Origin of the sequence: Microvirga lupini, assembly GCF_014191055.1 — a bacterium.
Lineage (GTDB): Bacteria > Pseudomonadota > Alphaproteobacteria > Rhizobiales > Beijerinckiaceae > Microvirga > Microvirga lupini_A.
This window is the reverse complement of the sequence record NZ_JACHWB010000005.1, coordinates 162164-183542: the sequence shown is the minus strand read 5'-3', so window position 1 is coordinate 183542 and position 21379 is coordinate 162164. Positions and strand designations below refer to the sequence as shown.

Annotated in this window: 27 protein-coding genes; 23 read left to right on the top strand and 4 right to left on the bottom strand. The window is 59.0% G+C overall.

Annotated features, from left to right (window positions below):
• The first annotated feature begins 387 nt into the window (after positions 1-387).
• The 5 genes from FHR70_RS18425 (at position 388) to FHR70_RS18405 (ending at position 4369) form a co-directional block, all read left to right on the top strand.
• Entirely contained in the window at positions 388-783 is a 396-nt protein-coding gene (locus FHR70_RS18425) for a hypothetical protein (protein WP_183452883.1), read from the top strand.
• Complete coding sequence (locus tag FHR70_RS18420) at positions 755-2608, top strand: terminase large subunit (RefSeq protein ID WP_183452881.1); 1854 nt, start codon at positions 755-757, stop codon at positions 2606-2608. Before FHR70_RS18425 ends, FHR70_RS18420 begins: the two co-directional genes overlap by 29 nt.
• Positions 2609-2622: 14 nt before the next feature.
• A complete protein-coding gene (locus tag FHR70_RS18415) occupies positions 2623-3744 on the top strand; it encodes an HK97 family phage prohead protease (protein WP_183452879.1) in 1122 nt (373 codons plus the stop codon).
• Positions 3745-3926: 182 nt separating this feature from the next.
• Positions 3927-4121 carry a DNA-binding protein gene (locus tag FHR70_RS18410; protein ID WP_183452877.1) on the top strand — a complete coding sequence of 65 codons (195 nt, stop codon included), beginning with the start codon at positions 3927-3929 and terminating at the stop codon, positions 4119-4121.
• On the top strand, positions 4118-4369 hold the full coding sequence (locus tag FHR70_RS18405; protein WP_183452875.1) for a transcriptional coactivator p15/PC4 family protein: 252 nt from the start codon (positions 4118-4120) through the stop codon (positions 4367-4369). Before FHR70_RS18410 ends, FHR70_RS18405 begins: the two co-directional genes overlap by 4 nt.
• Before the next feature lie 623 nt (positions 4370-4992).
• On the opposite strand, the gene FHR70_RS18400 is transcribed toward FHR70_RS18405, so the two are convergent.
• The gene (locus FHR70_RS18400) at positions 4993-5607 is read right to left on the bottom strand and encodes a hypothetical protein (RefSeq protein WP_183452873.1); all 615 of its coding nucleotides are present in this window, start codon (positions 5605-5607) and stop codon (positions 4993-4995) included.
• Between the two features lie 384 nt (positions 5608-5991).
• On the opposite strand from FHR70_RS18400, the gene FHR70_RS18395 reads away from it, so the two are divergent.
• The 6 genes from FHR70_RS18395 to FHR70_RS18370 all read left to right on the top strand — a co-directional run bounded on the left by FHR70_RS18395 (position 5992) and on the right by FHR70_RS18370 (position 9360).
• The gene (locus FHR70_RS18395; protein ID WP_183452871.1) at positions 5992-6357 is read left to right on the top strand and encodes a hypothetical protein; all 366 of its coding nucleotides are present in this window, start codon (positions 5992-5994) and stop codon (positions 6355-6357) included.
• Positions 6358-6443: 86 nt separating this feature from the next.
• Positions 6444-7493, top strand: coding sequence for a phage major capsid protein (locus tag FHR70_RS18390; RefSeq protein WP_183452869.1), 1050 nt, complete (start codon positions 6444-6446; stop codon positions 7491-7493).
• 10 nt (positions 7494-7503) lie between these two features.
• Positions 7504-7728: a hypothetical protein gene (locus FHR70_RS18385; protein WP_183452867.1), complete on the top strand. Its 225-nt coding sequence runs from the start codon at positions 7504-7506 to the stop codon at positions 7726-7728.
• Positions 7725-7940, top strand: coding sequence for a hypothetical protein (locus tag FHR70_RS18380; RefSeq protein ID WP_183452865.1), 216 nt, complete (start codon positions 7725-7727; stop codon positions 7938-7940). Before FHR70_RS18385 ends, FHR70_RS18380 begins: the two co-directional genes overlap by 4 nt.
• A 335-nt stretch (positions 7941-8275) precedes the next feature.
• Complete coding sequence (locus tag FHR70_RS18375; protein ID WP_183452863.1) at positions 8276-9040, top strand: hypothetical protein; 765 nt, start codon at positions 8276-8278, stop codon at positions 9038-9040.
• Positions 9037-9360 carry a death domain-containing protein gene (locus tag FHR70_RS18370; RefSeq protein ID WP_183452862.1) on the top strand — a complete coding sequence of 108 codons (324 nt, stop codon included), beginning with the start codon at positions 9037-9039 and terminating at the stop codon, positions 9358-9360. Before FHR70_RS18375 ends, FHR70_RS18370 begins: the two co-directional genes overlap by 4 nt.
• On the opposite strand, the gene FHR70_RS18365 is transcribed toward FHR70_RS18370, so the two are convergent.
• The 3 genes from FHR70_RS18365 to FHR70_RS18355 form a co-directional block, all read right to left on the bottom strand.
• Entirely contained in the window at positions 9340-9924 is a 585-nt protein-coding gene (locus tag FHR70_RS18365; protein WP_183452860.1) for an acyltransferase, read from the bottom strand. The genes FHR70_RS18370 and FHR70_RS18365 overlap by 21 nt on opposite strands.
• Positions 9925-10133: 209 nt before the next feature.
• Positions 10134-10517: a hypothetical protein gene (locus tag FHR70_RS18360; RefSeq protein WP_183452858.1), complete on the bottom strand. Its 384-nt coding sequence runs from the start codon at positions 10515-10517 to the stop codon at positions 10134-10136.
• A gap of 78 nt (positions 10518-10595) precedes the next feature.
• Positions 10596-11369: a hypothetical protein gene (locus FHR70_RS18355; RefSeq protein ID WP_183452856.1), complete on the bottom strand. Its 774-nt coding sequence runs from the start codon at positions 11367-11369 to the stop codon at positions 10596-10598.
• Between the two features lie 425 nt (positions 11370-11794).
• Here FHR70_RS18355 and FHR70_RS18350 point away from each other — a divergent pair, with 425 nt between their 5' ends.
• From FHR70_RS18350 to FHR70_RS18295, 12 genes are all read left to right on the top strand, one after another.
• A complete protein-coding gene (locus FHR70_RS18350) occupies positions 11795-12241 on the top strand; it encodes a hypothetical protein (protein WP_183452854.1) in 447 nt (148 codons plus the stop codon).
• A 55-nt stretch (positions 12242-12296) separates the two neighbouring features.
• Complete coding sequence (locus FHR70_RS18345) at positions 12297-13607, top strand: tyrosine-type recombinase/integrase (RefSeq protein WP_183452852.1); 1311 nt, start codon at positions 12297-12299, stop codon at positions 13605-13607.
• A gap of 17 nt (positions 13608-13624) precedes the next feature.
• The gene (locus FHR70_RS18340; protein WP_183452850.1) at positions 13625-14494 is read left to right on the top strand and encodes a phage major capsid protein; all 870 of its coding nucleotides are present in this window, start codon (positions 13625-13627) and stop codon (positions 14492-14494) included.
• Between the two features lie 60 nt (positions 14495-14554).
• Positions 14555-14857: a hypothetical protein gene (locus FHR70_RS18335; RefSeq protein WP_183452847.1), complete on the top strand. Its 303-nt coding sequence runs from the start codon at positions 14555-14557 to the stop codon at positions 14855-14857.
• Between the two features lie 3 nt (positions 14858-14860).
• Positions 14861-16225 (top strand): phage portal protein, encoded by a 1365-nt coding sequence (locus tag FHR70_RS18330; protein WP_183452845.1) that lies wholly within the window; start codon positions 14861-14863, stop codon positions 16223-16225.
• Positions 16222-17187: a collagen-like domain-containing protein gene (locus tag FHR70_RS18325; protein ID WP_183452843.1), complete on the top strand. Its 966-nt coding sequence runs from the start codon at positions 16222-16224 to the stop codon at positions 17185-17187. Before FHR70_RS18330 ends, FHR70_RS18325 begins: the two co-directional genes overlap by 4 nt.
• The gene (locus tag FHR70_RS18320) at positions 17187-17795 is read left to right on the top strand and encodes a hypothetical protein (protein WP_183452841.1); all 609 of its coding nucleotides are present in this window, start codon (positions 17187-17189) and stop codon (positions 17793-17795) included. The genes FHR70_RS18325 and FHR70_RS18320 overlap by 1 nt, the downstream gene beginning before the upstream one ends.
• A 1-nt stretch (position 17796) precedes the next feature.
• Positions 17797-18132, top strand: a complete 336-nt coding sequence (locus tag FHR70_RS18315) for a hypothetical protein (protein ID WP_183452839.1) — start codon at positions 17797-17799, stop codon at positions 18130-18132.
• Entirely contained in the window at positions 18132-18824 is a 693-nt protein-coding gene (locus tag FHR70_RS18310) for a hypothetical protein (protein ID WP_183452837.1), read from the top strand. Before FHR70_RS18315 ends, FHR70_RS18310 begins: the two co-directional genes overlap by 1 nt.
• Before the next feature lie 328 nt (positions 18825-19152).
• Positions 19153-19554, top strand: a complete 402-nt coding sequence (locus FHR70_RS18305; protein WP_183452835.1) for a hypothetical protein — start codon at positions 19153-19155, stop codon at positions 19552-19554.
• A gap of 946 nt (positions 19555-20500) precedes the next feature.
• The gene (locus FHR70_RS18300; RefSeq protein WP_183452833.1) at positions 20501-20737 is read left to right on the top strand and encodes a hypothetical protein; all 237 of its coding nucleotides are present in this window, start codon (positions 20501-20503) and stop codon (positions 20735-20737) included.
• A gap of 106 nt (positions 20738-20843) precedes the next feature.
• Entirely contained in the window at positions 20844-21326 is a 483-nt protein-coding gene (locus tag FHR70_RS18295; protein WP_183452831.1) for a phage tail tube protein, read from the top strand.
• The last annotated feature ends 53 nt before the right edge of the window (positions 21327-21379 follow it).

Here is a 21379-nt window from a genome sequence, read left to right as displayed (position 1 = left end):
GGAGAAGCCCTGGCGTCGATGGTACTGGACAGCCCGATGGCGCAAGAGGGCAAAGAACCAGCTGAGGCTAGAGCCCCACTGCCGCATGTGTAAGGCTCAGGGGCGCATCACCCCGGCCACAGTAGCCGACCACGTCGTCCCCCATAGAGGCGATCCTATCCTCTTCTGGGAAGGCGAGCTTCAGAGCCTGTGCGACGCAGCCCCATGGCGATGCCATTCAAGCGGGAAGCAGAGGGAAGAGCGAGGCAAGCCCAGGCAGGCCATAGGTTGCGACGGGTGGCCTCTCTAGGGGGGGAAGGCAGAAGTCTAGGGCGATTGGGGCCTGCACCGGCAGGGGGCAAAACTTCTCGCTTTTGCAGATTAATGTTTTGAGATTGGAAACACGCAATGGCTAAGCGCGGCGCAAAGCCGAAGCCAGCGCACCTTCGACTGATAGATGGGACCCGCAACGTCACGCGGCACGGGACCGAGAAGGAAATCCGTGAGGCGGTCGAGGCGAGCGTACAGAGTTTCGGCAAGCTGACCAGACCTAAGCACCTGAAGGGTGAGGCTCTGGCGGCATGGAAGAGATACATCGAGCCGGCCTCGTGGCTGGACGCATCACGGGAGCCGGCGGCCATCGCGTTCTGTGAACTGTGGCACGAGTTCCGGTTCAATCCGACAGGATTCCCGGCATCCAGGCATGGGCAGATGCGGGCCTATATGAGCGAACTCGGTCTGACCGACGAGCGGAACCGCGGCGACATCGAGAAAGATGACAAGGACGAGTTCTTCGACGACTGACCGCGCGACCCTTTATGCCGAGGCTGTTGTTAGGGGCGAGATCGTCGCCGGCCCCCACGTTCGGAACGCCTGTCGTCGGCATTTGGACGATCTGCGGCGGAAGGACGTTGTTTTCGACCCAGCGAGCGCAGCCAAGGCGCTCCGGTTCTTCGAAGAGAAGCTGAGGCTGAGCGAGGGACAATTCGAGGGTAGGGCGTTCAAGTCCCAACCTGCGCAGGATTTCATCATCGGTTCGCTTTTTGGCTGGAAGAAGCTGGATGGCCGACGCCGGTTTCGGCGGGCTTATATTGAGCAGGGCAAGGGCAACGGGAAATCGCCTCTTGCGGGCGGGATTGGGCTCTACGGTCTGACAGCGGATGGTGAGGCAGGAGCGGAAATCTACTCCGCCGGCGCCACGAAGGACCAAGCAGGCATCCTTTTTCGCGATGCCGTGAAGATGGTGGACAAATCGCCGGACCTCGACAAGCGCCTGAAGCGCAGCGGAGGCCCTGGCAAGGAGTACAATCTGGCGTACCTCGCCAAGGGATCGTTCTTCCGGCCGGTCTCGAGGGAGACCAAGAAGACAGGTTCGGGGCCGCGCCCGCATTTCGCGCTTGTGGACGAGGTCCACGAGCACGCGGACGGTGGCATCATCGAGATCCTCGAGCGCGGCTTCAAGTTTCGCCGGCAGCCACTCCTGCTGATGATCACCAACAGCGGGTCGGACCGCAATTCGATCTGCTGGGCTGAGCACGAACATGCTGTGAGGGTCGCGGCCGGCAATATCGATGCCAAGGACGACGATGCCCATTATCTAGGCGAGGTTCTGGACGACAACACGTTTTCATATGTGTGCGCCCTTGATCCGGGCGATGATCCGCTGAATGACCCTTCCTGCTGGATCAAGGCGAATCCGCTTCTCGGGGTTACGATCACAGAGGAGTATCTGGCAGGCGTCGTTGCTCAGGCGAAGGCGATGCCCTCAAAGCTCAATGGCATTCTGAGACTGCACTTCTGTCAGTGGACGGATGCCGACACGGCCTGGATGACCCGGGCGGCTCTTGAGCCGGCCATTGCCGATTTCGAGCCTGAGGAGCATCACGGAAAGCCGGTCTGGATCGGCTGCGACCTGTCTCAGAACCGGGACATCACCGCTCTGGCGGTCGTCGTGAAGACTGGCGAGATCGAGGTCACGGCCGAGCGCAACGGGCAAACGCAGACGGTCCGCAAGCCGACCTATGACGCCTGGATCGAAGCTTGGACCCCTGGCGACACCTTGGACGCCCGGTCTTTAAGGGACAAGGCGCCGTATCGGCAATGGGCTGATGCCGAACATATCCACGCTCCGAAAGGCGAGAGCATTCGCTACGATCACGTTGCACAGGCCTTGGCCGAATACGCCCATGACTTCAAGGTCGAGTGCGTGGCCTATGACCGCTACGCCTTCCGCCGTGGCTTTGAGCCGGAATGCGCGGCGCTGGGTATCAGTGTCGAGTTCGTCGAGCACCCGCAGGGCGGCACGAAGAAGGGCAGGCCGAACGAGGCCATGACGGAGGCAGCGAAGGCCGCGGGGCGCGACCCTGAAGGGCTTTGGATGCCTGGGTCGGTTCGTGAACTGGAAGATGCGATCCTTGAAGGGCGCATCCGCCTGAAAAAGAACCCGGTACTCATCTCGGCCATGATGAGCGCGGTCACGGACGACGACCGTTGGGGCAACTACTGGCTCGCAAAAGAGCGAGCGGTCAACAAGATCGACGCGGCTGTGGCTCTCTGCATGGCGATTGGTGCCGCGAATTCCTACGAGGGCGCCAAGCCCAAAGAGTTCCAGATGTTCGTGCTGGGCTGACAAGGACCCCTGATATGAACCGCATGTATTCGATCCTGGCCGTGAAAGCGGTCGAGGAGGACCAGCGTATTATCCGCGGCGTGGCCACAACACCTAACCCTGACCGGGTAGGGGACATCGTGGAACCCTTGGGTGTCCAGTTCAAGAACCCCATGCCACTGCTGCATCAACACGACCACAGCAAGCCTGTCGGCACTGTTACCTTCGATAAACCTACCAAAGACGGCATCAAGTTCGAAGCCAAGCTCCCGATCATTGATGAGCCCGGACCTCTGCGCGACCGCGTCGAAACGGCTTGGGGCGAAGTGAAGGCCGGCCTCGTCAAGGGCGTCTCCATTGGCTTCCGCGCTCTCGAATACTCGTGGATGGACGAAGGCGGCATCCGCTTCATCGCCACCGAGGTTCTTGAGCTTTCTCTTGTCTCTGTGCCGGCCAATGCCGACGCGGTGATTTCCACTATCAAGTCGATTGATGCCCCCTTGCTCGCCGCGACCGGCAAAGAGCCCAAGGCAGATGATCGGCCTGTCCGCCCCGGCGCTTCGGGAAAAGCCATCAAATCCGTGAACTTGCGCCCGAAGGAGGGCACTAAGATGAAGACCATCGCAGAACAGATCGAGGCGCTTGAGGCCTCGCGAAATGCCAAGTCCGCTCGCATGGCAGCCGTCATGCAGAAGTCCATCGACGAAGGCCGTTCAACCGACCAGGCCGAGCAGGAAGAGTTCGACACGCTGGAAGGCGAGGTTGAGGCCATCGACGGCGACCTGAAGCGCCTCCGCGCTTTGGAGAAGGCGCAGGCTCTCTCCGCAAAGCCCGTCGTGCACGACCAGATCAAGACGGGTGCCGAAGGTGCGGCCGTCCGCTCTGGCGTCGCCCTGCCGAAGTCGGCCCCCGAGAAGGGGATTCGCTTCGCTCGCTACGCAAAGTGCTTGGCTCTCTCGACCAAGACGCATCAGCCCGTGGCGGCCATCGCGGAAGGCATGTATGGCAAGACCGATCCAGACCTTGTCGACATCGTCAAGGCTGCGGTATCTGCGATGACAACCAGCAACACGGATGCCCTGATCGGCAACGAGGGCGGCTTCGCCGACTTTGTGGAGTTCCTCCGGCCAAGAACAGACATGCGCCAAGCGGCGTAAATTAGTCTCAACAGAACAACAACTTAGCCGCCTCCGGGCGGCTTTTTTCATGTCGCGGGCGTGCTTACACCCGTATCAATGAAATCAATAGCTTACCGCTGACTGCCGCAGCCTCCCGGCGTCTCCGTGGTGCAAGAGTGGTGCAAGAGTTGGATGTGAGGCGCGACAAGGAAGGACCGAAAATGACGACTGAGAATGAGGATCTTTTGTATGGCGTACCGGCCATCGCAGAGGCCTTCAAATGGAAGCCGAGACAGGTCTATCATCTGAAGGAAAAGCACGGGCTGCCGACCTTCAAAATGGGCCGCACCGTCTGCGCTCTGAAATCGGACGTACGGGCTTGGATTGCCACGCGGGCGGGGAAGGTGGCGGCATGACCGACGACACTCTCGTTTCCACCATCCGCAAGAACAGCCGTGAAGAGATCCGGGTCAGCCTAGGGGAGTTCCAAGGCCACACGGTCGCTCATGTCAGGGTATGGTTTAAGGCTGCCGATGGGGCGATGCGTCCCTCTAAGTCGGGGCTCGCTTTTCGCGTTGACCTCCTGCCTGAGATTGCCCGCGCCATGTGCGAGGCGAGAGACCAAGCTGAGAGCCTCGGCCTTGTCGCTCCCGCCCCCCGGTAAGCCATCGGCACCGGAGGCGCGGAATGAGCGTAAAGAAGAGACGCAACAGCATTGGGCAGCAGTTTATTGCCCATCGCCGCGACATGCGGGAATCCCCAGCCTGGAGGCATCTGCCGGATAATGCCCGGCGCATCCTCGACCGGCTGGAGCTTGAACACATGAGGCATGGCAGCGCCGAAAATGGGAGGCTGCCCTGCACCTATGCCGACTTTGAGAAGGCAGGCATCCGAAGGAAGTCTATCGCCCTCGCCATCCGTCAATGTGCTGGCCTGGGCTTTCTGGAGGTGACGAGGCAGGGCCGCCGATCCATTGCCGAGTTCAGGACGCCCTCTCTCTATCGGCTCACCTATGTGCATGGGACAGGCCGCAGTCAGGCCCCGACAGACGAGTGGCAGCGCATCAGCACAGACGAGCATGCGGTTGCCGTGGTGGCGGCTCTTAAAGCTGCACCCTCCCGAGATCTAGAAAGTAGGGGCGAAAACGCCCCCAGGACTGTAGGGGCGAGAACGCCCCCGGCACATGGCCGGCATAAGGGGCGATAGCGCCCCCGGATAAGGGGCAAGAACGCCCCCGGCTTTTTAGTTTCAGCAAAGTATCAGAATGAAAGGCAAGGGCCTTCGCGACTAGAACACCTTGAATTTCGGGGTGTATAGCTTGTTCTTTGTCGCAATAGTATCGATCTCATTGAGAAGCTTGACATAGTCGTCGCGGTTCTGAATTTGCGCCGATCGAGAGGCGAGTTCTAGACGGGTGCGCTCATCCACATAGGGCGCCACTATCGTTTGCACCTGTACTAGGTGGTTGGCGGCTCTCACAGCATACGTGTCGCGAGCAAAGTTTACGAATAGGAAGGTGAGGAGGAACAGGAATATCGGCATCGAGAAAAAGGAGTTGAAACGTTCAAGTCTCCGATATAACGGGCCGGATTGTTCTAGGTTTATCTCGCGCTTCCGTGTGAACCTGATTAGAAAATACAAGGTCACGAGACCGCCGATGCTTACCGATGCAAAGCCCATTGTAAGAAGATAGTTAGACAGCGCTGCTCTCTCATATTGCCCGCGCGCGATGTCAACATAGATGCTGTTGAGGTAAGACGTCGCTCCTAGCGTTCCGATGTAAAGGAGCTTTTCCGAGGCCCACGACAGAAGTGGACGTACTACGTTCTCCCATACGCCGGAGCCGACCACGCCAAGGACGATTGCCGCAATCCAAGTGCCAATTCTCGTCTTATTCATCATTCTGCCCCCCAGGCATTCAATAGAGTTGAAATGCCTTATGTCGTGATCGCTGCCAAGGGGGGCTCCGGCCTACGTATGGCCAAGATCTAGGGACCGGCGTCCTATCCACTTCGCACGCAGCCACAATTCAAATGTTGAGGGTGCAGAGGGGGAAGGGGCTCGCCCAGAGAGCCGAAGGGGCCTGCACCGGCAGGGGGCAAAACTTCTCGTTTTTGCAGATTAATGTTCTGAGACGGCCATTCTGCAACGCCTGACCTGAGCAGGACCGGGGGGCATTCTCGACCCATCCAGCAAGGACCCTCAAACCGACCGGGGTCCACCGTTCGCACTGCGATGAAGTTTAGGAAGGGGGTTTCGGCCATCCCCTTCGGGGATGAAGTGTGCATGTCCGACACTGACGCGCTCTTGCGTGTGCTCATATCCGAGGTGCGAGGCCTTCGGGCTGATATTGCCCGGCAAGCCGGCGCACCTGTCCAGGCCGATAGCCTCGCTGCCTTGCTCGATGCCATCGCCTCAGCGGTAGGGGCTCGCGTGTTTACGGCCTCGGAACTCGCAGACTTTGCCGAGGCCGCACCGCCTGAAAAGCTGCTCACGGCCCTTCATGCAGCGGGCGGCACGAGCCCGCGCAAAGTCGGAAAGCTGTTGCGACGCATGGAGAAACAGGAGCTTGCCGGCTGGCGTGTCCTGCAGGTCGGCAGCGATAGAGACGGCATCATCTGGAAAGTAGAGCCTGCGAGTTTGGGCGGCTGAAACTCGCAAACCCGCAAAGCCCATTGAGACCCGGCCAGTATCACCGCAGTTTTACTATCACAACACAAGATGACCGGAGCACAACCTTGGACCGACTCGCCACTCTTACCAGTCAATACGAGCTGAACGCTAAGGCTCAGGCCTTCGTCAGATACACGATTGCCCGCGCCGTCGGCTACGAGGCGGGCATGGATACCGCCGAAGTCTTTGAGAAGCGGTGGCCTAATTCGAAGTACATCAGCATGGTACAAAAGGCGGCGGTGCCGGCTGGTTCAACGGGAAATTGGGGTGATCCCCTCGTCCCGGTGCAGGGCTTTGCCACTGAATTCCTTGAGCTGGTCCGCCCGCTTACGATCCTTGGCCGGATGCGCGGTTTCCGCCCGGTCCCGTTCCGGGTGAAGTTCAACAAGCAGACATCCGGCGCAACGGCGGGCTGGGTTGGCGAGTTCAAGCCGATCCCGGTCGGCAAGCTCGATATGAGCGTCGACGACTTCGAGCATTCCAAGGTGGCCGGAATCATCGTGCTCACCAAGGAGTTGGTGAGGTCGTCGGACCCTGCAGCCGAGGCCGTGGTCATGCGGGACCTCGTTGGCGGGATTGCCCAATTCACCGACGAGCAGCTCCTTGACCCGACCGTGACGGAAACCGGTATTCGCCCGGCTTCGATCACCAACGGCCTGACGGCGATCCCGTCCACCGATCCCGAGGCGGATCTGTACGCCCTTACCGGTGCTCTCAGCGCAGCCGGCGCACAGTTCCTTGCTCCCTACTTCATCATGAGCCCGAAGAACGCGCTTGCCTTGGCTGCGCTCAGAAACAGCCAGGGCGCCAGCGTGTTCCCGAACGTCAACGTCCTGGGCGGTGACATCTGGGGAATCCCGGTTCTGGTCTCTGCCAATGCGGGCGATCAAATCACGCTCCTCGATGCGGCGGAACTGATGCTGGCCGATGGCGCCGTGGAACTAGACATCGCTCAGGAAGCCGCACTTCAGATGCGGGACGATCCCGTTGATGGCGCGGTGCAGATGGTCAGCCTTTTTCAGGCCAATAGCGTCGGCTTCAGGGGCATCCGCACGATCCGTTGGAAGATGCGCAACCCCGGTGCCGTGGCCTATGTCTCCGGCACTTCCTACTGAGGGCCGCACCATGGATGAGGATGCTTGGGACGAAAAGATCCTAGAGGAATTAGACCGAGCCTTTGAGAACGCTGGCAAGATCAGCGGCAAAGGGCTCGGGCCGCTGGTGGGAGCAATGCTCGCCGCATGCGTGAAGACCGTTCGCGACGAGATGCGGGAAAAGCACCGCAAGACCGACGAGCGCCTCACTGCCATCGAAGAACACCTCACAGCCATTCGGGAAGGCCGCGAATGACCACGTTTAAGATCAAGTCTTTTGCCGACCTAGAAGCCTGCTTTGACGAGATCACAGAGGAGAGGCTGCAGGATACGGCCCGACTCTTGTCCAGCAAGGGCGCGACCGATGAAGAGATCCGAGCCGAGATAGCTATCCAACGACAGCAGTTCGACAGGGTGAAGGCCGAAGCGACCGGCACCGCCCGACGCGGCGGAGAGAGCCTACAGTGACCGGGGGGAGACCTCGGCGAGCCCATGAACGGGGCCTCCACCGGTCGGGGGTATTTCCTTTCATAAACGCCCCGAAAAAAGGTTTTTTTCGGGATCGGAAAGAAAGCAGACCCGGGGGGGTATCCTCACACTTGAGGAGACCCGAGGGCCGTTACCGGACGGGTGCGCATGCAGACAATTTTGCTTACCGATTTGATTTGCGAGTGCGCACTTTCCGGCAAATCGAAGGCCCTGAAACCTAATCAAGACAAGGCTTTCAGAGTGATTTTTAATAGGCGCGCAGAAAGCAAGGTGCGCACCCAAATGCTAACCGTTGCTAAGAAAGGAACGAGCAAATGAGCCAAGCCACCAATTGGCAGATCCCGATTATAGGGCCGATGACTCCATCAACCTTCGCGGGACGACTGAGAGACAACTTCAATGCTCTACTGTCGGAGCACTCAGGCTCGACCGAGCCGAGCTACAAGGTGGTAGGCACTACCTGGGCTGATACGTCGGTCGCGGGCGTGATCACCCGCAAGTATTGGGACGGCAGCGCCTGGCGCACGCTGATGACGATCAACACCGCGACAGGTGTAATCAGCTATGCCGGGCCCCAAACAACAGATGTCACAGTCGCCGCTCCTTTTGTAGACTTTACACTGTCCCCAGGGTTTCGATCGTACCGGCTAACCTTCTCGGAAGTTCAAGGTGCTGTGAACAACGCGCAGCTTGCTTTGCGCGTTTCTGAGAATGATGGAGCAAGCTACCGCTCCACTTCGGGCGATTATTTGAAGCAGATGAATTACAACACGACTGCCTCTGGCATCGCGACAATATCTGCCTCGACTGAAACCATGCCTCTCATCACGGCGCCAATAGATAACTCCAATGCTCTCAATGGTGCCTCTGGTTGCCTAACTATTCATCCTGGGTCTGCCTCAAAGCGGTTCTCCGTCAATCTGCAAAGCGAAGCGATCATCAATGCAACGAATTACCTGACCATATTTAATGGGTCCGTGAAGTGTCTTACGAACGCCGCTCGGGTAAATAAAATCCGCCTTCTTATGAGTTCTGGGAACATTGCCACCGGCAAGTTTACCTTGGAGAGCGTGCCATGATGATGAAATACGATGACGGGGAACTGGTGCCTCTGACGACAAAAGAGTTGGCACAATACGAGGCCGATCAGGCAGCGCCCCCACCTCCAATGGGCCTTCCGCGCACCTACAAAGCCCCGATGTTCCGCAAGATGACGGACGCCGAGTACGAGGCGTACCTTCAGATCCGTGCAGGCTTTCCGCCAAGACTGCAGGCGATCTTTGACGCGGCAGAATTCCTATCGTCGGATGATGAGTTCTGGCCGGACCTCATGGCAGCCGCAGAAGATACTTATGGTCCGGAACGTGCCGCAGAACTACTAAGCCCCACTCTCGGCTGAGAGTTGCCTCTCGGTGTGGAGAAGGTTGCGGCTGCGATCTTTCAACCGGCGTGCCGGCGTGCCAGCGTAAATTCCCCAGGGGGCAAGGGGTTCGTTTACGAGCGAGAGGGCGCCAACCGCACACCCTTCAGCAATATTTGCCCCCGGCAGAACGACAGAGTGGCTGCCTACTATGACGTGGCGACCAAGGGTTACAGTTCCACGCTTGACCTTGAGTAGGTGCCTTGGAACAGTGGGATTTGTCAGTGTTTCGCCTGAATAATCGTCGCTGACTGAATAGACGCAGACACTTTGGGAAATCCCGGAGAAGTCCTGCATCTCGATTCCCTCACCGCCCATCATGACAGCTTGGGCGGCAATGTGGATGTAAGAGCCAAACCGAACGAACCCACCGGCTGCGCTGATGACACAGTACGGATCGATACGGACATTTGAGCCGAAAGACATTCGTTCGAGGTCAACAAGTACAGCAGTTGAATGAACGCGAACGCCCTTCCCAACAGTCGGCACACCCGCTTCAAAGAGTTCGTCTTCGGTGAGGTAGCGTCCGCCTAGAATTTTCATGGCACGGTTTTAGCAAGACCGTCGCTCAACTGTCCAGTCGCCCGATTCCGGGCCTTTTCGGGGACGGCGTCTTCGTGCCAATGCTGACCCAGGCTGTCTATGTCTCAGACGAGCAACTCGACGAGCTGATGGAGCAGGCGGCGGGGCTGCCTGCTTAGGGCGGAAGGTAGAGGCCGGGATCAGCTCGCAAGGCTGCCCGGCCTTCCGTTCTAGCTACGACGTGGCCGAGACCGCGCGGCTTGCCGAGCTGCTGCCTCTTCTTCAGTCGAGACGACATAGCCCTTTGAAGCCATGCAACCGATAGCGACATCTAAAAGGGCGCTCTGCCTTTGGTTTTCGATCATGCCAGCTTGGATAGCCCCGACAACACCACGGTAATAGATTGGGGACATGCCAACGGCGGCCTTCTGTGTCTCACCAATGCAGATGGTCTTATCGAGTTCAGCCTGCTGCTCAAGCCTTGGATTGCCTCGAATAGACTGTCCATCAGCGCGGACGAAGACTTTCTTGGGCTGCTGCTGATCAGCTGTCGTCTGGCAACCGGCAAGCCCCAAGGCGACTGCCCCAATGGCAGCGATAGATACGAGTTTCATGAATAGCTCCCCAGCTAGTTAAAGGGCATTCAACATGTGGTGGGAACCACTGACAAGCCTGACTTTAGAAGGTGATTATTAGGTGCCAGAGGCTTCAGCTTCGCCTGCACCATCGCGTTGCTTCCGAAAATCGTAGAGCGTTCCCGGGTCGGCAGTTCCAAACTGGACATGCGTCAGCCGTGAGCCGACATGGACGATCTCGCCCCCAAGGTTTGAATAGGTTTTTGTCAAGCTTTCCACGAGAGATGCAAGAAATTGTACCGGGCTATCCTTGATAACGGGAGGGTCCATATTCAAACGTAGTAATGAATAGACAGAGATAACATCACCAGCAGTCGAAGGCCCAAGCATTCCGATATTTGGGAGAGCACTCTCGAAAACAGTAGTTCGAAACTGAGGCAGCCGGAAGTCGGTTTTCTTGTCTTTGTCAATCTTTGCCATCTCTAGAAAGATGTGTTGTTGTAACAATAGATATTGTTGAGTGTTGTGCACCTGGGGTAGCAGCGCAATGAGTTCTGCATGAATAGCTGCTGCAAGTGTCCTTCTCTGCCGGTCACTTTGCTTCTCAGACTGGAGGTCCGTTAATTCGGCCTGGTGGAGCCTAGCCGCTCTGTCTAGTTCTGCGCGATGCTCTTGCGAGGCGATCAGATTTTGGAAGCCTCGGCGCGTCTGCCAAGCGATAGTTCCAAGGCCGACAATCCCAGCGATCAGGGTGGCGATAGGCTGCGGAAGGCGGGCTAGGGTATTGGCAACGGTCGCCTCGTTTGAGACGAAGAGAAGAAGGTTGATGAACAGAAGCGCCCCTAGGACAAGTGCCGTGAAGCGGGTTCGAACCCATAAAGGTGCATTCATTTTAACTGATCCCCCCGTAACCTGTGTGCCACACCGGGACATTAGCGAGCAAGGCGCTATGCGCGCGAGAACCCCTCCCGCCTTGCCGGGCGGTGGGTTCGCGTGTCATATTGGAGCTTGGAGCCTGAGAACTTCCGCAGCGGGACCTTGCCGGGTCTAGCGCTGCATCTGCGATAGGTAGCGATCTGGCTTGCCGGCCCGATCCTACTGAAATTGACGTGCCCCTTAACTGTGGGCGCGACCGGCTCACTATGCCGGGAGTGCCACGGTTATACAATAGCCTTTGTGCGAAGGCCGTGGCGCATATTCTCGCGGATATGTTCTCAGACTCCCGGTGCCAGTGACGACCGCTGGCATGGAGCAACGTTCCCGAACGGAACCTCGCTCCCCGGCCCTGAGAAGCCGGTTCTATTCCGCGAGTACCCATGACATCACAATTCAATGCCCAGACCGGGCCAATAGTGTCTCTAGGCCTTGAGCTAGAGCGGGCCAATCTCCGCGCCCTTCGGACATCCATAGAGAACGAACTTGAGCGGCTTTTCAGCATCCTTGACGCCATCGACGGCGACCCGGATCTAGAGCCATCATTCGGCACGGTAATGCCTGGCTATGTCGACGAGGCAGAGAGCGATGCCGACCTAGAGCCCTCCCTTGGGTGGACCGGTACATATGCTCACGGCACCGACCAGGACCTCGAGGAGGAGCACGACGGGCGGGAGCCTGACGAGGACTTCGAGGGCAACACCGACGACAACGGAATTGGCGACCGTGGCGGCTTAGATGAGCAATACGGCATCGACGCGACCGTGGCCCGTTTCGTCATCGTCGGGACGGTCGAGCGCACCTATCACACCATCCCCGAAAGCTACTGACCAACCTGCCCGGCTGCACCCGTGGCCGGGCCTCTTCCCCTGAAAGGAGAGCAACGTGGCAAGCGTAAGCAAGAGAGAGTGGACCTATAAGGGCGAGAAGAAAACAGCCTGGGTGGTGCGCTATACCGACCAGGGCGGTACCCGCCGCATGAAGACGTTCGAGAAGAAAAAAGACGCGGATGCTTTTCGGGTTCAAGTAGAGGGCGAGATCACCCAAGGGGTTCATACTGCCTATAATGAGAGCGTTACTTTCGCAAAGGCAGTCGATGAGTTCATTAAGGACTGCCACCGGCGCCAGAAGCTAGGCGATCTGACCATGGGCGGCGTCAAGGGCTACGAGTACCGGCTTGAGCATTACACCCTTCCCAAGTTCGCAACCCGGCGCGTCTCTTCGATCACGGCGGCAGAGGTGCAAGCCTATGTCGAGGAACTGCGCGAAAAGCTATCGCCTTCGACCATCAGCGGGATCTACGGCTCCTTGCATGTCCTGTTCACATTCGCAGTGTCTAAGCGGTGGGTGCGCCGGAACGTCCTGCGCGACGAACCCTGTAAGCTACCTCATAAGCCCAAGCGCAAGGCGATCCCGACCAAGGACGACATTCGGGCGCTCTTGGAGGCTGCGGGCACGCTTGAGAGGGGAGAGAACCTCTTGACCTTCGTAAACCGCTCTGTGGTCATCGCATGCGGCGTATTCTGCGGATTCCGGCCTGGAGAGACCTACGGGCTTCACTGGGAGGACATCGACTGGGAAAGGGGCGTGATCCATGTCCGCCGCGCTCACTCCAAGGTGAACGGGCTCAAGAGCCCTAAGACTGAGGCAGGCTACCGGGACGTGCCGCTCACGGAGCCGGTGCGCCGGGCGCTCTACCAAGCCGCCCGATATTGGATCATCAGAACGATGGCGAACGAGCCAGAGCGGTTCCGAGGTTCAACGCACCCCAAGGCCATCTTTAGCCGCATCGCCCGCATGTGGGAAACCGAGGTGGTCAACGTCGATCCGACTCAGCTCCGGGGCTTCGTGGTCCTAACCAAGGTCGGCAAGCCCATGTCGGCAACAGCCAGCGCGACGACGTTCTGGAAGCGCCTGATGGATGCCGCCGGGCTCTACGATCACGAGGCCAAGCGGAACAAGTTCACCCCTCACGCCCTGCGCCATGTGGCTGCAAGCCTGCTCATCGAAGCCGGGCTCGACGACATGAACCTAAAGCGGTTCATCGGGCATGCTTCGATACAGACGACCAAGGACATTTACGGTCATCTTTTCCCGACCGATACGCGCATGGTTGCGACAACAGAGGCAGTTGCAGCGAGCCTGGACGCGACAAGGCCGCGACAAATCTCTGTAAGGCATTCATATCAAAGCTAAAAATATTCCTCCGGCCGATGACGATCCTCGGGCGGTTCGGAACCGGCAATATTCCGAACCTGACCCGAATTCCCTTTCGGGTCCCCCTGATCACTGAAACCTCCGAGACCGAGGCGCAGTGGGTTGGCGAGGGCAAGGGCAAGCCGCTGACCAAGTTCACGGTCGGCCGGAACGAGATCACGCCACTGAAGATCGCGGCTATCGCAGTGCAGACCATGGAGCTCATCCGCGATAGCTCGCCGTCCTCCGACGTGCTCCTGCGCAACTCGCTGGCCAAGGCCATCGCCAAGCGTTCGGACATCTCGTTCATCGACCCGACCTCAGCGGCGGTCGGCGGTGTCCGGCCGGCTTCGATCCTGAACGGTGTCACGGCTGTCACCAACAGCGATGCGACCGGTGCGGATGGCGTCCGTGAGGACGTTCAGGCGCTTATCGGCGCCTTCGTTGCGGCGAACAACCCGCTTCAGTCCGGCGTCTGGATCATGGGTGCGACCTATGCATTGCGCCTCATGATGATGCTGAACCCGCTCGGGCAGCGCGAATTCCCTGGCATCACCATGCAGGGTGGTACTTTCTTCGAACTGCCGGTCATCGTCTCGAACTACCTCGGCGACTATGTCGCGCTGGTCAATGCCGAGGATGTCTACTTGGCGGATGAGGGCGGCGTCGACATTGCCATGTCGACCGAAGCCTCGCTCGAGATGGCGGACAATCCGACCCAGGACTCGGGCGCTTCTACGCCGGTCGACGCCGAGCTAGTCTCCATGTTCCAGACCAATAGCGTGGCCTTCCGTGCCGAGCGGACCATGAACTGGGCCCGCCGCCGCGCCAGCGCTGTGGCCTGGATGGATAACATCACCTGGGGTGACCCCGTCGTAACGCCCTAAGCGTCCGATGATCACGACCGGCCCCGCATGCGGGGCCGGTTCTCTCGTGAGGAGCTTGCCATGAAGAAATCGTCCTACATGACCCGGGCCATGAAAGCCCGCGACCCCCGCTATGCCCGGATCCTCTCTGATCTCGGGTATGAGCGAACCGATGCGGTTGCGGATGATGGCCGGCAGGCGAAGAAACCGTTCGACGGTAAGGGGGATCACGACAAAAATGGCAAGACCGGCGGGGCTCCAAAGCAGAAGGAAGACATCTCCGCCCTGCGCAAGCAGTATCATGATGCGGTCGGCAAGAAGCCCTTCGGCGGCTGGGATGCCAAGACGCTTGAAGCCAAGATCGCCGAAGCTACCAAGGCCTGATCAATGCGCCTTCTGGGCCTGAACATATCCCGCTCCAAAGCGGAGGAGAAGGCGCTTGCGCCCATCTCCCAGAACCGGGGCTGGTATCGCATCCTCGAGGCCTTCGCCGGCGCCTGGCAGCGGAACGTTGAAATCCGATATGACGACGTGCTGTCGAACCATGCGGATTTCGCCTGCCGCACCCTGATCGCTTCGGATATCTCTAAGCTTCGGATCAAGCTGGTTCAGAAGGACGAGAGCGGCATCTGGTCCGAGACGGCCAACCCCGCCTATTCGCCAGTCCTCCGCAAGCCAAACCACTTCCAGAACCGTATGCAATTCATGGAAAGCTGGGTTCTGTCCAAGCTCCAGCGCGGCAATGCGGTGATCCTGAAGCAGCGCGACGGCCGTGGCGTCGTAAAGGCCCTCTATGTGCTGGATTGGACCCTCGTCACGCCGCTTGTGGCCGATGACGGCAGCGTGTTCTACCAGCTCAACACCGACAATCTTGCTGGCTTGCCCCAGGCGGTGACCGTTCCTTCCCGAGAGATCATCCACGACCGCTTCAACTGCTTCTATCACCCGCTCGTCGGGCTCTCCCCGATCTTTGCAGGCGGCCTTGCCGCTACGCAGGGCCTTGCGATCCAGAACGACAGCACGACGTTCTTCCAGAACGGGGCCCAGCCGGGCGGAATTCTGACGGCGCCGGCAGCGATCAGCGATGATACGGCAAAGCGCCTGAAGGAGCATTGGGACCAGAGCTACTCCGGCAAAAACTCTGGCAAAGTGGCTGTTCTGGGCGATGGTCTTAAGTACGAGGCCATGAGGGCAAAGGCCGTCGACTCGCAACTCATCGAGCAGCTCAAATGGTCTGCGGAGGTCGTCTGTTCGACCTACCATGTCCCGCCCTACAAGATCGGCGTGGGCACGATACCGACCAACAACAACGTCGAAGCACTCAATATCGAATACTACTCGCAATGCCTTCAGGTGCTGATCGAGGCGATAGAGCTCTGCCTGGATGAAGGCCTCGGCATGGGAGAGAACATCGGGACGGAGTTCGATGTCGACAATCTTCTGCGCATGGACACCACGGCCCTGATCAATGCCGAGAAGGAAGCGGTCGGTGCTGGTATCAAGGCCCCAAATGAGGCCCGCAAGCGGCTGAACCTCGGCCCGAAGGCAGGCGGCAACAGCCCCTATCTCCAGCAGCAGAACTACAGCCTTGAGGCTTTGGCCAAGCGCGATGCGCAGGACGACCCATTTGGCGCCAAGCCTGCGGCTCCACGTGAGCCCTCCGAGGAAGATGATGCTGCTCGCCGGGAAGCAGAGGAACGAGCATTCCGAGCCGAGGCCATGCTCTCATTTCAGAAAGGTCTCGCGGCATGATCGACCCTAAAGCTTTCGGCCAAGAGCTTGCCGAGATCGTAAAGGGCCATTTGGCGCCGATCCTGTCCCGCATGGAGGCGCTGGAGAAGCGCTTCGAGGATCTGCCGATGCCGAAGGACGGCAAGGATGCTGATCTTGGCGAGGTCCGCCAGATCATCGTGGAGGAGGTCGATGGCCTCAAGACAGCCTTGGAGGGCATCAAGGCGCCCGAATTGCCTGACATCGAGGCGATGGTTGTCGAACAGGTCGAAAGGGCCATCGCCGGGCTTCCGGCACCAAAGGACGGCAAGAGCGTCACTATCGAAGATGTGGCGCCCCTGATCACCTCCGAGGTCGAGAAACGCGTCAGCGAGCTTCCTAGGCCGAAAGATGGCGAGCCGGGCAAGGATGGCGAGAGCGTTGACCCTGCTGACGTTCAGCGGATTGTATCGGATGCAGTTGAGAAGGCGGTTGCAGCCATTCCTGCACCAAAAGATGGGTCTGATGGCAAGGACGGCAAAGATGGAATTGGGCTTGCCGGAGCCATAATTGACCGGGCGGGCGAGCTTGTCGTGACCCTGACGAATGGCGAGACGCGCAATCTCGGCCCAGTGGTCGGCAAGGACGGCAACCCTGGCAAGGACGGACGCGACGGCTTCGGCTTTGAAGATATCGACCTTCTCGACACCGACGAGGGTGTGATCCTGCGCTTCATGCGCGGCGAGGATGTCAAGGACTTCCGGCTTCCGATCATCGTTGACCGTGGTGTCTACAAGGAAGGCAAGACATATCGTCCTGGCGATGGCGTCACATGGGGCGGAAGCTACTGGATCTGCCAGGAAGAGACTTCCGAGAAGCCTGATAGCGGGAAGGGTTTCCGCCTTGCCGTGAAGAAGGGCAGGGACGGCCGCGACGGCGTGATGAAGGAAGTAAAGCCTCAAGAACCGGTGCGCGTTGGCCTTCCGGCAAAGGCGGTGCAGTGATGGCGGTCGAAGTCATCACCCCGGCCGAGAACTATCGCCTGACGACGATGGACGCTGTCCGGGCTGAGGCGGGCACAGCAGCCGAAGGGCTGGGCGATGCAGCTATCGAAGCCCTGATCGATCAGGCATCGGGGCAGGTGGCAGTGTATTGCCGTCGCGTCTTCGCTCGCGAGACGGTGGAAGAGACTATCGATGATGGGTCCGGAACGATCATTTTGGCTCGCACGCCGGTTGTGGAAATCGAGACTATCAACGGCGCGGCTTTCACTGGCAGCGGATGTCGGATCGACAAGGGCGCTGGAATCATCAGGCCTGCTTCTCGCGTGCACATCTGGAGTGGGCGGGCTTCGCCTGTCGTGGTCGTCTATACGGCTGGCTACGCCCTTCCTGAAGAGGATGATCGCAACCTTCCGGTCAACGTAGAGCGCGCAACCGCCCTTGTGGCCGCAACGATGCTCGGCAATCGCCAGCGCGATATCCTCGTGAAGAGCGAGAGCGTCGAAGGCATCGGTCGAACCGATTACTGGATGCCCGGTCAGGGTTCGTTCCTGAACCATCCCGAAGCCGAGCGCCTTTTGGCTCCCTTCGTTATGCCGACGTTGGCGTGACATGAACCCGCGATCCGAAATCGCCAAGTTGGACCGGAAGATCGCAAAGACCGGCCAGACGGTGACCCTTCGCAGGGGCACGGCTGCCGCACCGGTCGCAACGGCCACTGTGAAGGCTCATGTACGCGGCTTCAAGCCTGATGAGCTGATCGGAGGCATCGACCAGAACGACAGCAAGGCCATTCTGTCGCCGTCAGGGTTGGCAGGCTGGCCGGGTGGCACCCCTATCAAGGGCGATTGGATCACTATCGACGGGCGTGTCCGCTCCATCGTGGCGGCCGAGCCGGTGAAGATGAACGACGTGCTGGTTCGCTTCGAGCTTCAGGTGAAGGGCTGATGGCGATCACGGCCAAAATCGACGCCATCGACAAGGATCTGGCCCTCTTCCTGAAGGAGGAGCTATCCCCAGAGGCGCGGAAGGCCACAATGGCCTCCTTTGCCCGTGAGGAACTCGGCAAGGCACAGGCTGCCAATCGGCAGGCGCTCGGCTACGAACCGCAGTACGAGACCTTCGTGGATGGCCGGCGTGGCGCAGCGCTGGAGTCGGTCAATCCGGACGGCGGCACGATCCTGTTTGCCTTCGACTTGCTAGAAGATGTGTTCGCCTGGATCGGAGAGCAGCTTGTGCTTCATGCTCCGGTCCTGACAGGAGATTATCAACGCTCGTTCATGTTCCTGGCGGATGGTGCTGAGGTGCCTATGGGGGCAGAAGCTCCCACGGCTAACGAGTATGTCTTCCTCAACAGCCAGCCGTATAGCCGGAAGCTTGAGCGGGGGCATTCGGCACAGGTCCCCGATGGTGTGTTTCAAGTCGTGGCGGCGCTCGCCAAACGGCGCTTCGGCAATCTGGCAAACATCAAGTTCAGCTACCGCGCGTTGGGTGAAGATGGGATCGTGCCGTATCAGGCAGTCGGAGTGCCGGCCGCTCGTGCAAAGAATGGGCGCTTCACCGCGGCCGGGGCGGACCGGACTGCCCAGAAGACCGAGCATTCGCTACGCACGCCCGCTATCGTTATCACCCTGAGGTAATCTTCCCTACCATGGCCATGGGGTGGGGTTGTCATCCCCCGGTTCCCCGGTGACCCCAAGCGATCTATCAACGAAAACCAAGGTCCGGCTGACCCATCCCCCCGCTCCCGGAACGATGGCATGCCGAACTTCAATAATCGTCCAAACGCCTGCGTTCCCGCCTCGGAGATCAAGAATATCGCCCTTGTTGAACGAGCCGTAGGGCGATGGGGAAAGTGGAAACGGTTTGAACATTGGGGATGTTTGACCCCTTTGAAATACGGTCAGATCATATTGGACCATGTTCTGATCTCCTGATGCCGCGCTGAGAGAATAGGGCTTAAACACAATGGCCAGCAAGGCGGTTATCGACGCCGTAGAGGAGCACGCCGTTGCGAATTGGGATTATTCCCCAATCGTAGGGATGATCTATCTCGGCCCACGTCCCGACCCGAGTGGTGACTTCTTGGCTATCCAGTATCCGGTGGCGAACACCACTCGGCTCAGTATCGGCAACCGGATCTACCGTGAGGAAGGTGGAATCCGGTTCGTGCTCTCTTTCACTAGGGACAGTGATCGAGCCCTCATGATGCAACGAGCGGACGAGCTCGCCAGTCTATATAGAGACCGCAATGTCGGCGGAGTACGATGCTTGCAGCCGACGACACCGTTCATCGACGATAGCAATGACGAAGGCAACTTCTATTCGCTCTCAGTCGTGGTGCCTTACGTCTTTGAATACCATGCCTGAGGATGACTACGAGCTAATCGAATATGATCCTTCCCCTGTCTCTGAGGATGAGGGGCTGCTGTGGCTCAGGTGGCGTAGGATTGATGCTCGGTGGAGGAACGTTTGTAGGGCTCAATGATCGTGGGGGAGCTGGCTGTTGAGGCGGGGGCTTGGACGGCCGAGCGTCCTTCTGCGGTGGCTTTTGCCGAATTTGAGTCGTGCTATCCCCTCCTAATGTAGCAAGGACAAACTCGCTGAATGCTAGAGGGTTTGTCGTGTAGAAGTCGTGTGCTGAGGATGAACCAATCCACTGCGCTCCAGGAGGAGGTGGTACATCACCGACTGATTGCCCTTGGCGGTTCTTCCAGAACAGCCACCGATCTGGGAAGCTCCTCGCGAAATCTGATCCTCGTGCGGTTCTGAGGTTCGGATCGACTGCGTACATATACAAATCCCGCAGTGACCGCAGGGTTGCGGGATTTGCTTCTGCGGCGACACTAGCAGTGTAGGTATCGATGTTGTCTCCAACCTCTACGCCTAGAGCGCCCGACGCCTTAGCAACATTGAAGATTGGAATGGCCGCAGAGATGCTTCCGTTGTCGACCATCTGCATTTTGATCTCTGGCGAGATCGTCGTTCTGGTTGGTATGGCAAACGGACTTATGATTGATCTGCTGAGATTAACGAAGACCTCGTTCTGCGTCGCACTTCGGGTCGCCTGACCAAGCCATTCGCTTCGATTTACGATTCTCTCATTAGCGCAAGCTGGTAAGAGACTGACAATCGCAGAGATGAAGAAGAACTTCAGCTTCATCGGCATCCCCAATTTTGTGCAAATCCTAGTTTTTCCCGTAGATGACGTCCAGATTACTGGATTGCCCCTTAAGTGGTAGGGAACAATTCTTTAGGTTGAGCAAGAATATCGAAATTATCTGCGGCATCACCATGCATAGAAAGGATAGATACTATGAGAATTCAAAATAACACCCGTGAGACCCTGAGCTTCAACCTGAAGGGCAAGGCCAAGGACGGTCACCCACCGACCGGCTCGATTGCCCCGGGCGAGGTGGAAGACCTCGATGTCGACCCGGAAGACGCCCAGTTCAAGGGCCGTGTCGTCGCCGGCGCCATCAGCGTGCCCGCAAAGGTAGCCGAGAAGGTCGAAGCAACTGTGGCTGTCGAGGCTCCTGCCAAGGGCAAGTAAGCCCTCATCAATTCCGTTCGACGGATCGGCCCCTCCGCCCAGAGGGGCCTTTTTCATGCCATCGCCGCGGCTCTGGGCAGGCCGCATAGACTGAAGGACCAAGACGATGGGTAACACCACGGACACCAATGGCGCCAAGCTGTTCATCGCGCCTGCCTCTGCTTCCACGCCTGCGAATGCCGCCGCCTATCAGGCTCTCACCTGGACCGAAGTCGGTCTCGTGGAGAGCTTCGGTGAGTATGGAGACCAGTCGGCTGCAGTGAATTTCAACGCGCTTTCCGACAACCGCGTCCGCAAGGGCAAGGGCATCCGCGATGCCGGTGACCTGACTGTGACTGTCGGGCATGACGCCTCTGACGTCGGCCAGCAGGCCATGGTCGCTGCCGAGGGGACGAACTTCCGCTATCCCTTCAAGATCCAGTACCCGAACAAGCTGAACCCCACTGGCACAGACGAGATGCACTTTTTCATGGGCAAGGTCATGTCAAAGCGCAACGGCGGCGCGTCCGTCAATGACACTGTGCGCCGAACCTTCGTTATCGCCATCGATAGCGCCATCACCGAGGTCGCTCCGACATCCGGCGCCTAAGAGATCGCTCGCGAGCGAGGGCGGGCGGCTCGTCGGGTGTCGCCCGCCCAGCC

Coding starts and splice junctions, on each gene's coding strand:
- FHR70_RS18425 (WP_183452883.1), top strand. CDS start 388: ATGGCTAAGCGCGGCGCAAAGCCGAAGCCAGCGCACCTTCGACTGATA.
- FHR70_RS18420 (WP_183452881.1), top strand. CDS start 755: ATGACAAGGACGAGTTCTTCGACGACTGACCGCGCGACCCTTTATGCC.
- FHR70_RS18415 (WP_183452879.1), top strand. CDS start 2,623: ATGAACCGCATGTATTCGATCCTGGCCGTGAAAGCGGTCGAGGAGGAC.
- FHR70_RS18410 (WP_183452877.1), top strand. CDS start 3,927: ATGACGACTGAGAATGAGGATCTTTTGTATGGCGTACCGGCCATCGCA.
- FHR70_RS18405 (WP_183452875.1), top strand. CDS start 4,118: ATGACCGACGACACTCTCGTTTCCACCATCCGCAAGAACAGCCGTGAA.
- FHR70_RS18400 (WP_183452873.1), bottom strand. CDS start 5,607: ATGATGAATAAGACGAGAATTGGCACTTGGATTGCGGCAATCGTCCTT.
- FHR70_RS18395 (WP_183452871.1), top strand. CDS start 5,992: ATGTCCGACACTGACGCGCTCTTGCGTGTGCTCATATCCGAGGTGCGA.
- FHR70_RS18385 (WP_183452867.1), top strand. CDS start 7,504: ATGGATGAGGATGCTTGGGACGAAAAGATCCTAGAGGAATTAGACCGA.
- FHR70_RS18380 (WP_183452865.1), top strand. CDS start 7,725: ATGACCACGTTTAAGATCAAGTCTTTTGCCGACCTAGAAGCCTGCTTT.
- FHR70_RS18375 (WP_183452863.1), top strand. CDS start 8,276: ATGAGCCAAGCCACCAATTGGCAGATCCCGATTATAGGGCCGATGACT.
- FHR70_RS18370 (WP_183452862.1), top strand. CDS start 9,037: ATGATGATGAAATACGATGACGGGGAACTGGTGCCTCTGACGACAAAA.
- FHR70_RS18365 (WP_183452860.1), bottom strand. CDS start 9,924: ATGAAAATTCTAGGCGGACGCTACCTCACCGAAGACGAACTCTTTGAA.
- FHR70_RS18360 (WP_183452858.1), bottom strand. CDS start 10,517: ATGAAACTCGTATCTATCGCTGCCATTGGGGCAGTCGCCTTGGGGCTT.
- FHR70_RS18355 (WP_183452856.1), bottom strand. CDS start 11,369: ATGAATGCACCTTTATGGGTTCGAACCCGCTTCACGGCACTTGTCCTA.
- FHR70_RS18350 (WP_183452854.1), top strand. CDS start 11,795: ATGACATCACAATTCAATGCCCAGACCGGGCCAATAGTGTCTCTAGGC.
- FHR70_RS18340 (WP_183452850.1), top strand. CDS start 13,625: ATGACGATCCTCGGGCGGTTCGGAACCGGCAATATTCCGAACCTGACC.
- FHR70_RS18335 (WP_183452847.1), top strand. CDS start 14,555: ATGAAGAAATCGTCCTACATGACCCGGGCCATGAAAGCCCGCGACCCC.
- FHR70_RS18330 (WP_183452845.1), top strand. CDS start 14,861: ATGCGCCTTCTGGGCCTGAACATATCCCGCTCCAAAGCGGAGGAGAAG.
- FHR70_RS18325 (WP_183452843.1), top strand. CDS start 16,222: ATGATCGACCCTAAAGCTTTCGGCCAAGAGCTTGCCGAGATCGTAAAG.
- FHR70_RS18320 (WP_183452841.1), top strand. CDS start 17,187: ATGGCGGTCGAAGTCATCACCCCGGCCGAGAACTATCGCCTGACGACG.
- FHR70_RS18315 (WP_183452839.1), top strand. CDS start 17,797: ATGAACCCGCGATCCGAAATCGCCAAGTTGGACCGGAAGATCGCAAAG.
- FHR70_RS18310 (WP_183452837.1), top strand. CDS start 18,132: ATGGCGATCACGGCCAAAATCGACGCCATCGACAAGGATCTGGCCCTC.
- FHR70_RS18305 (WP_183452835.1), top strand. CDS start 19,153: ATGGCCAGCAAGGCGGTTATCGACGCCGTAGAGGAGCACGCCGTTGCG.
- FHR70_RS18300 (WP_183452833.1), top strand. CDS start 20,501: ATGAGAATTCAAAATAACACCCGTGAGACCCTGAGCTTCAACCTGAAG.
- FHR70_RS18295 (WP_183452831.1), top strand. CDS start 20,844: ATGGGTAACACCACGGACACCAATGGCGCCAAGCTGTTCATCGCGCCT.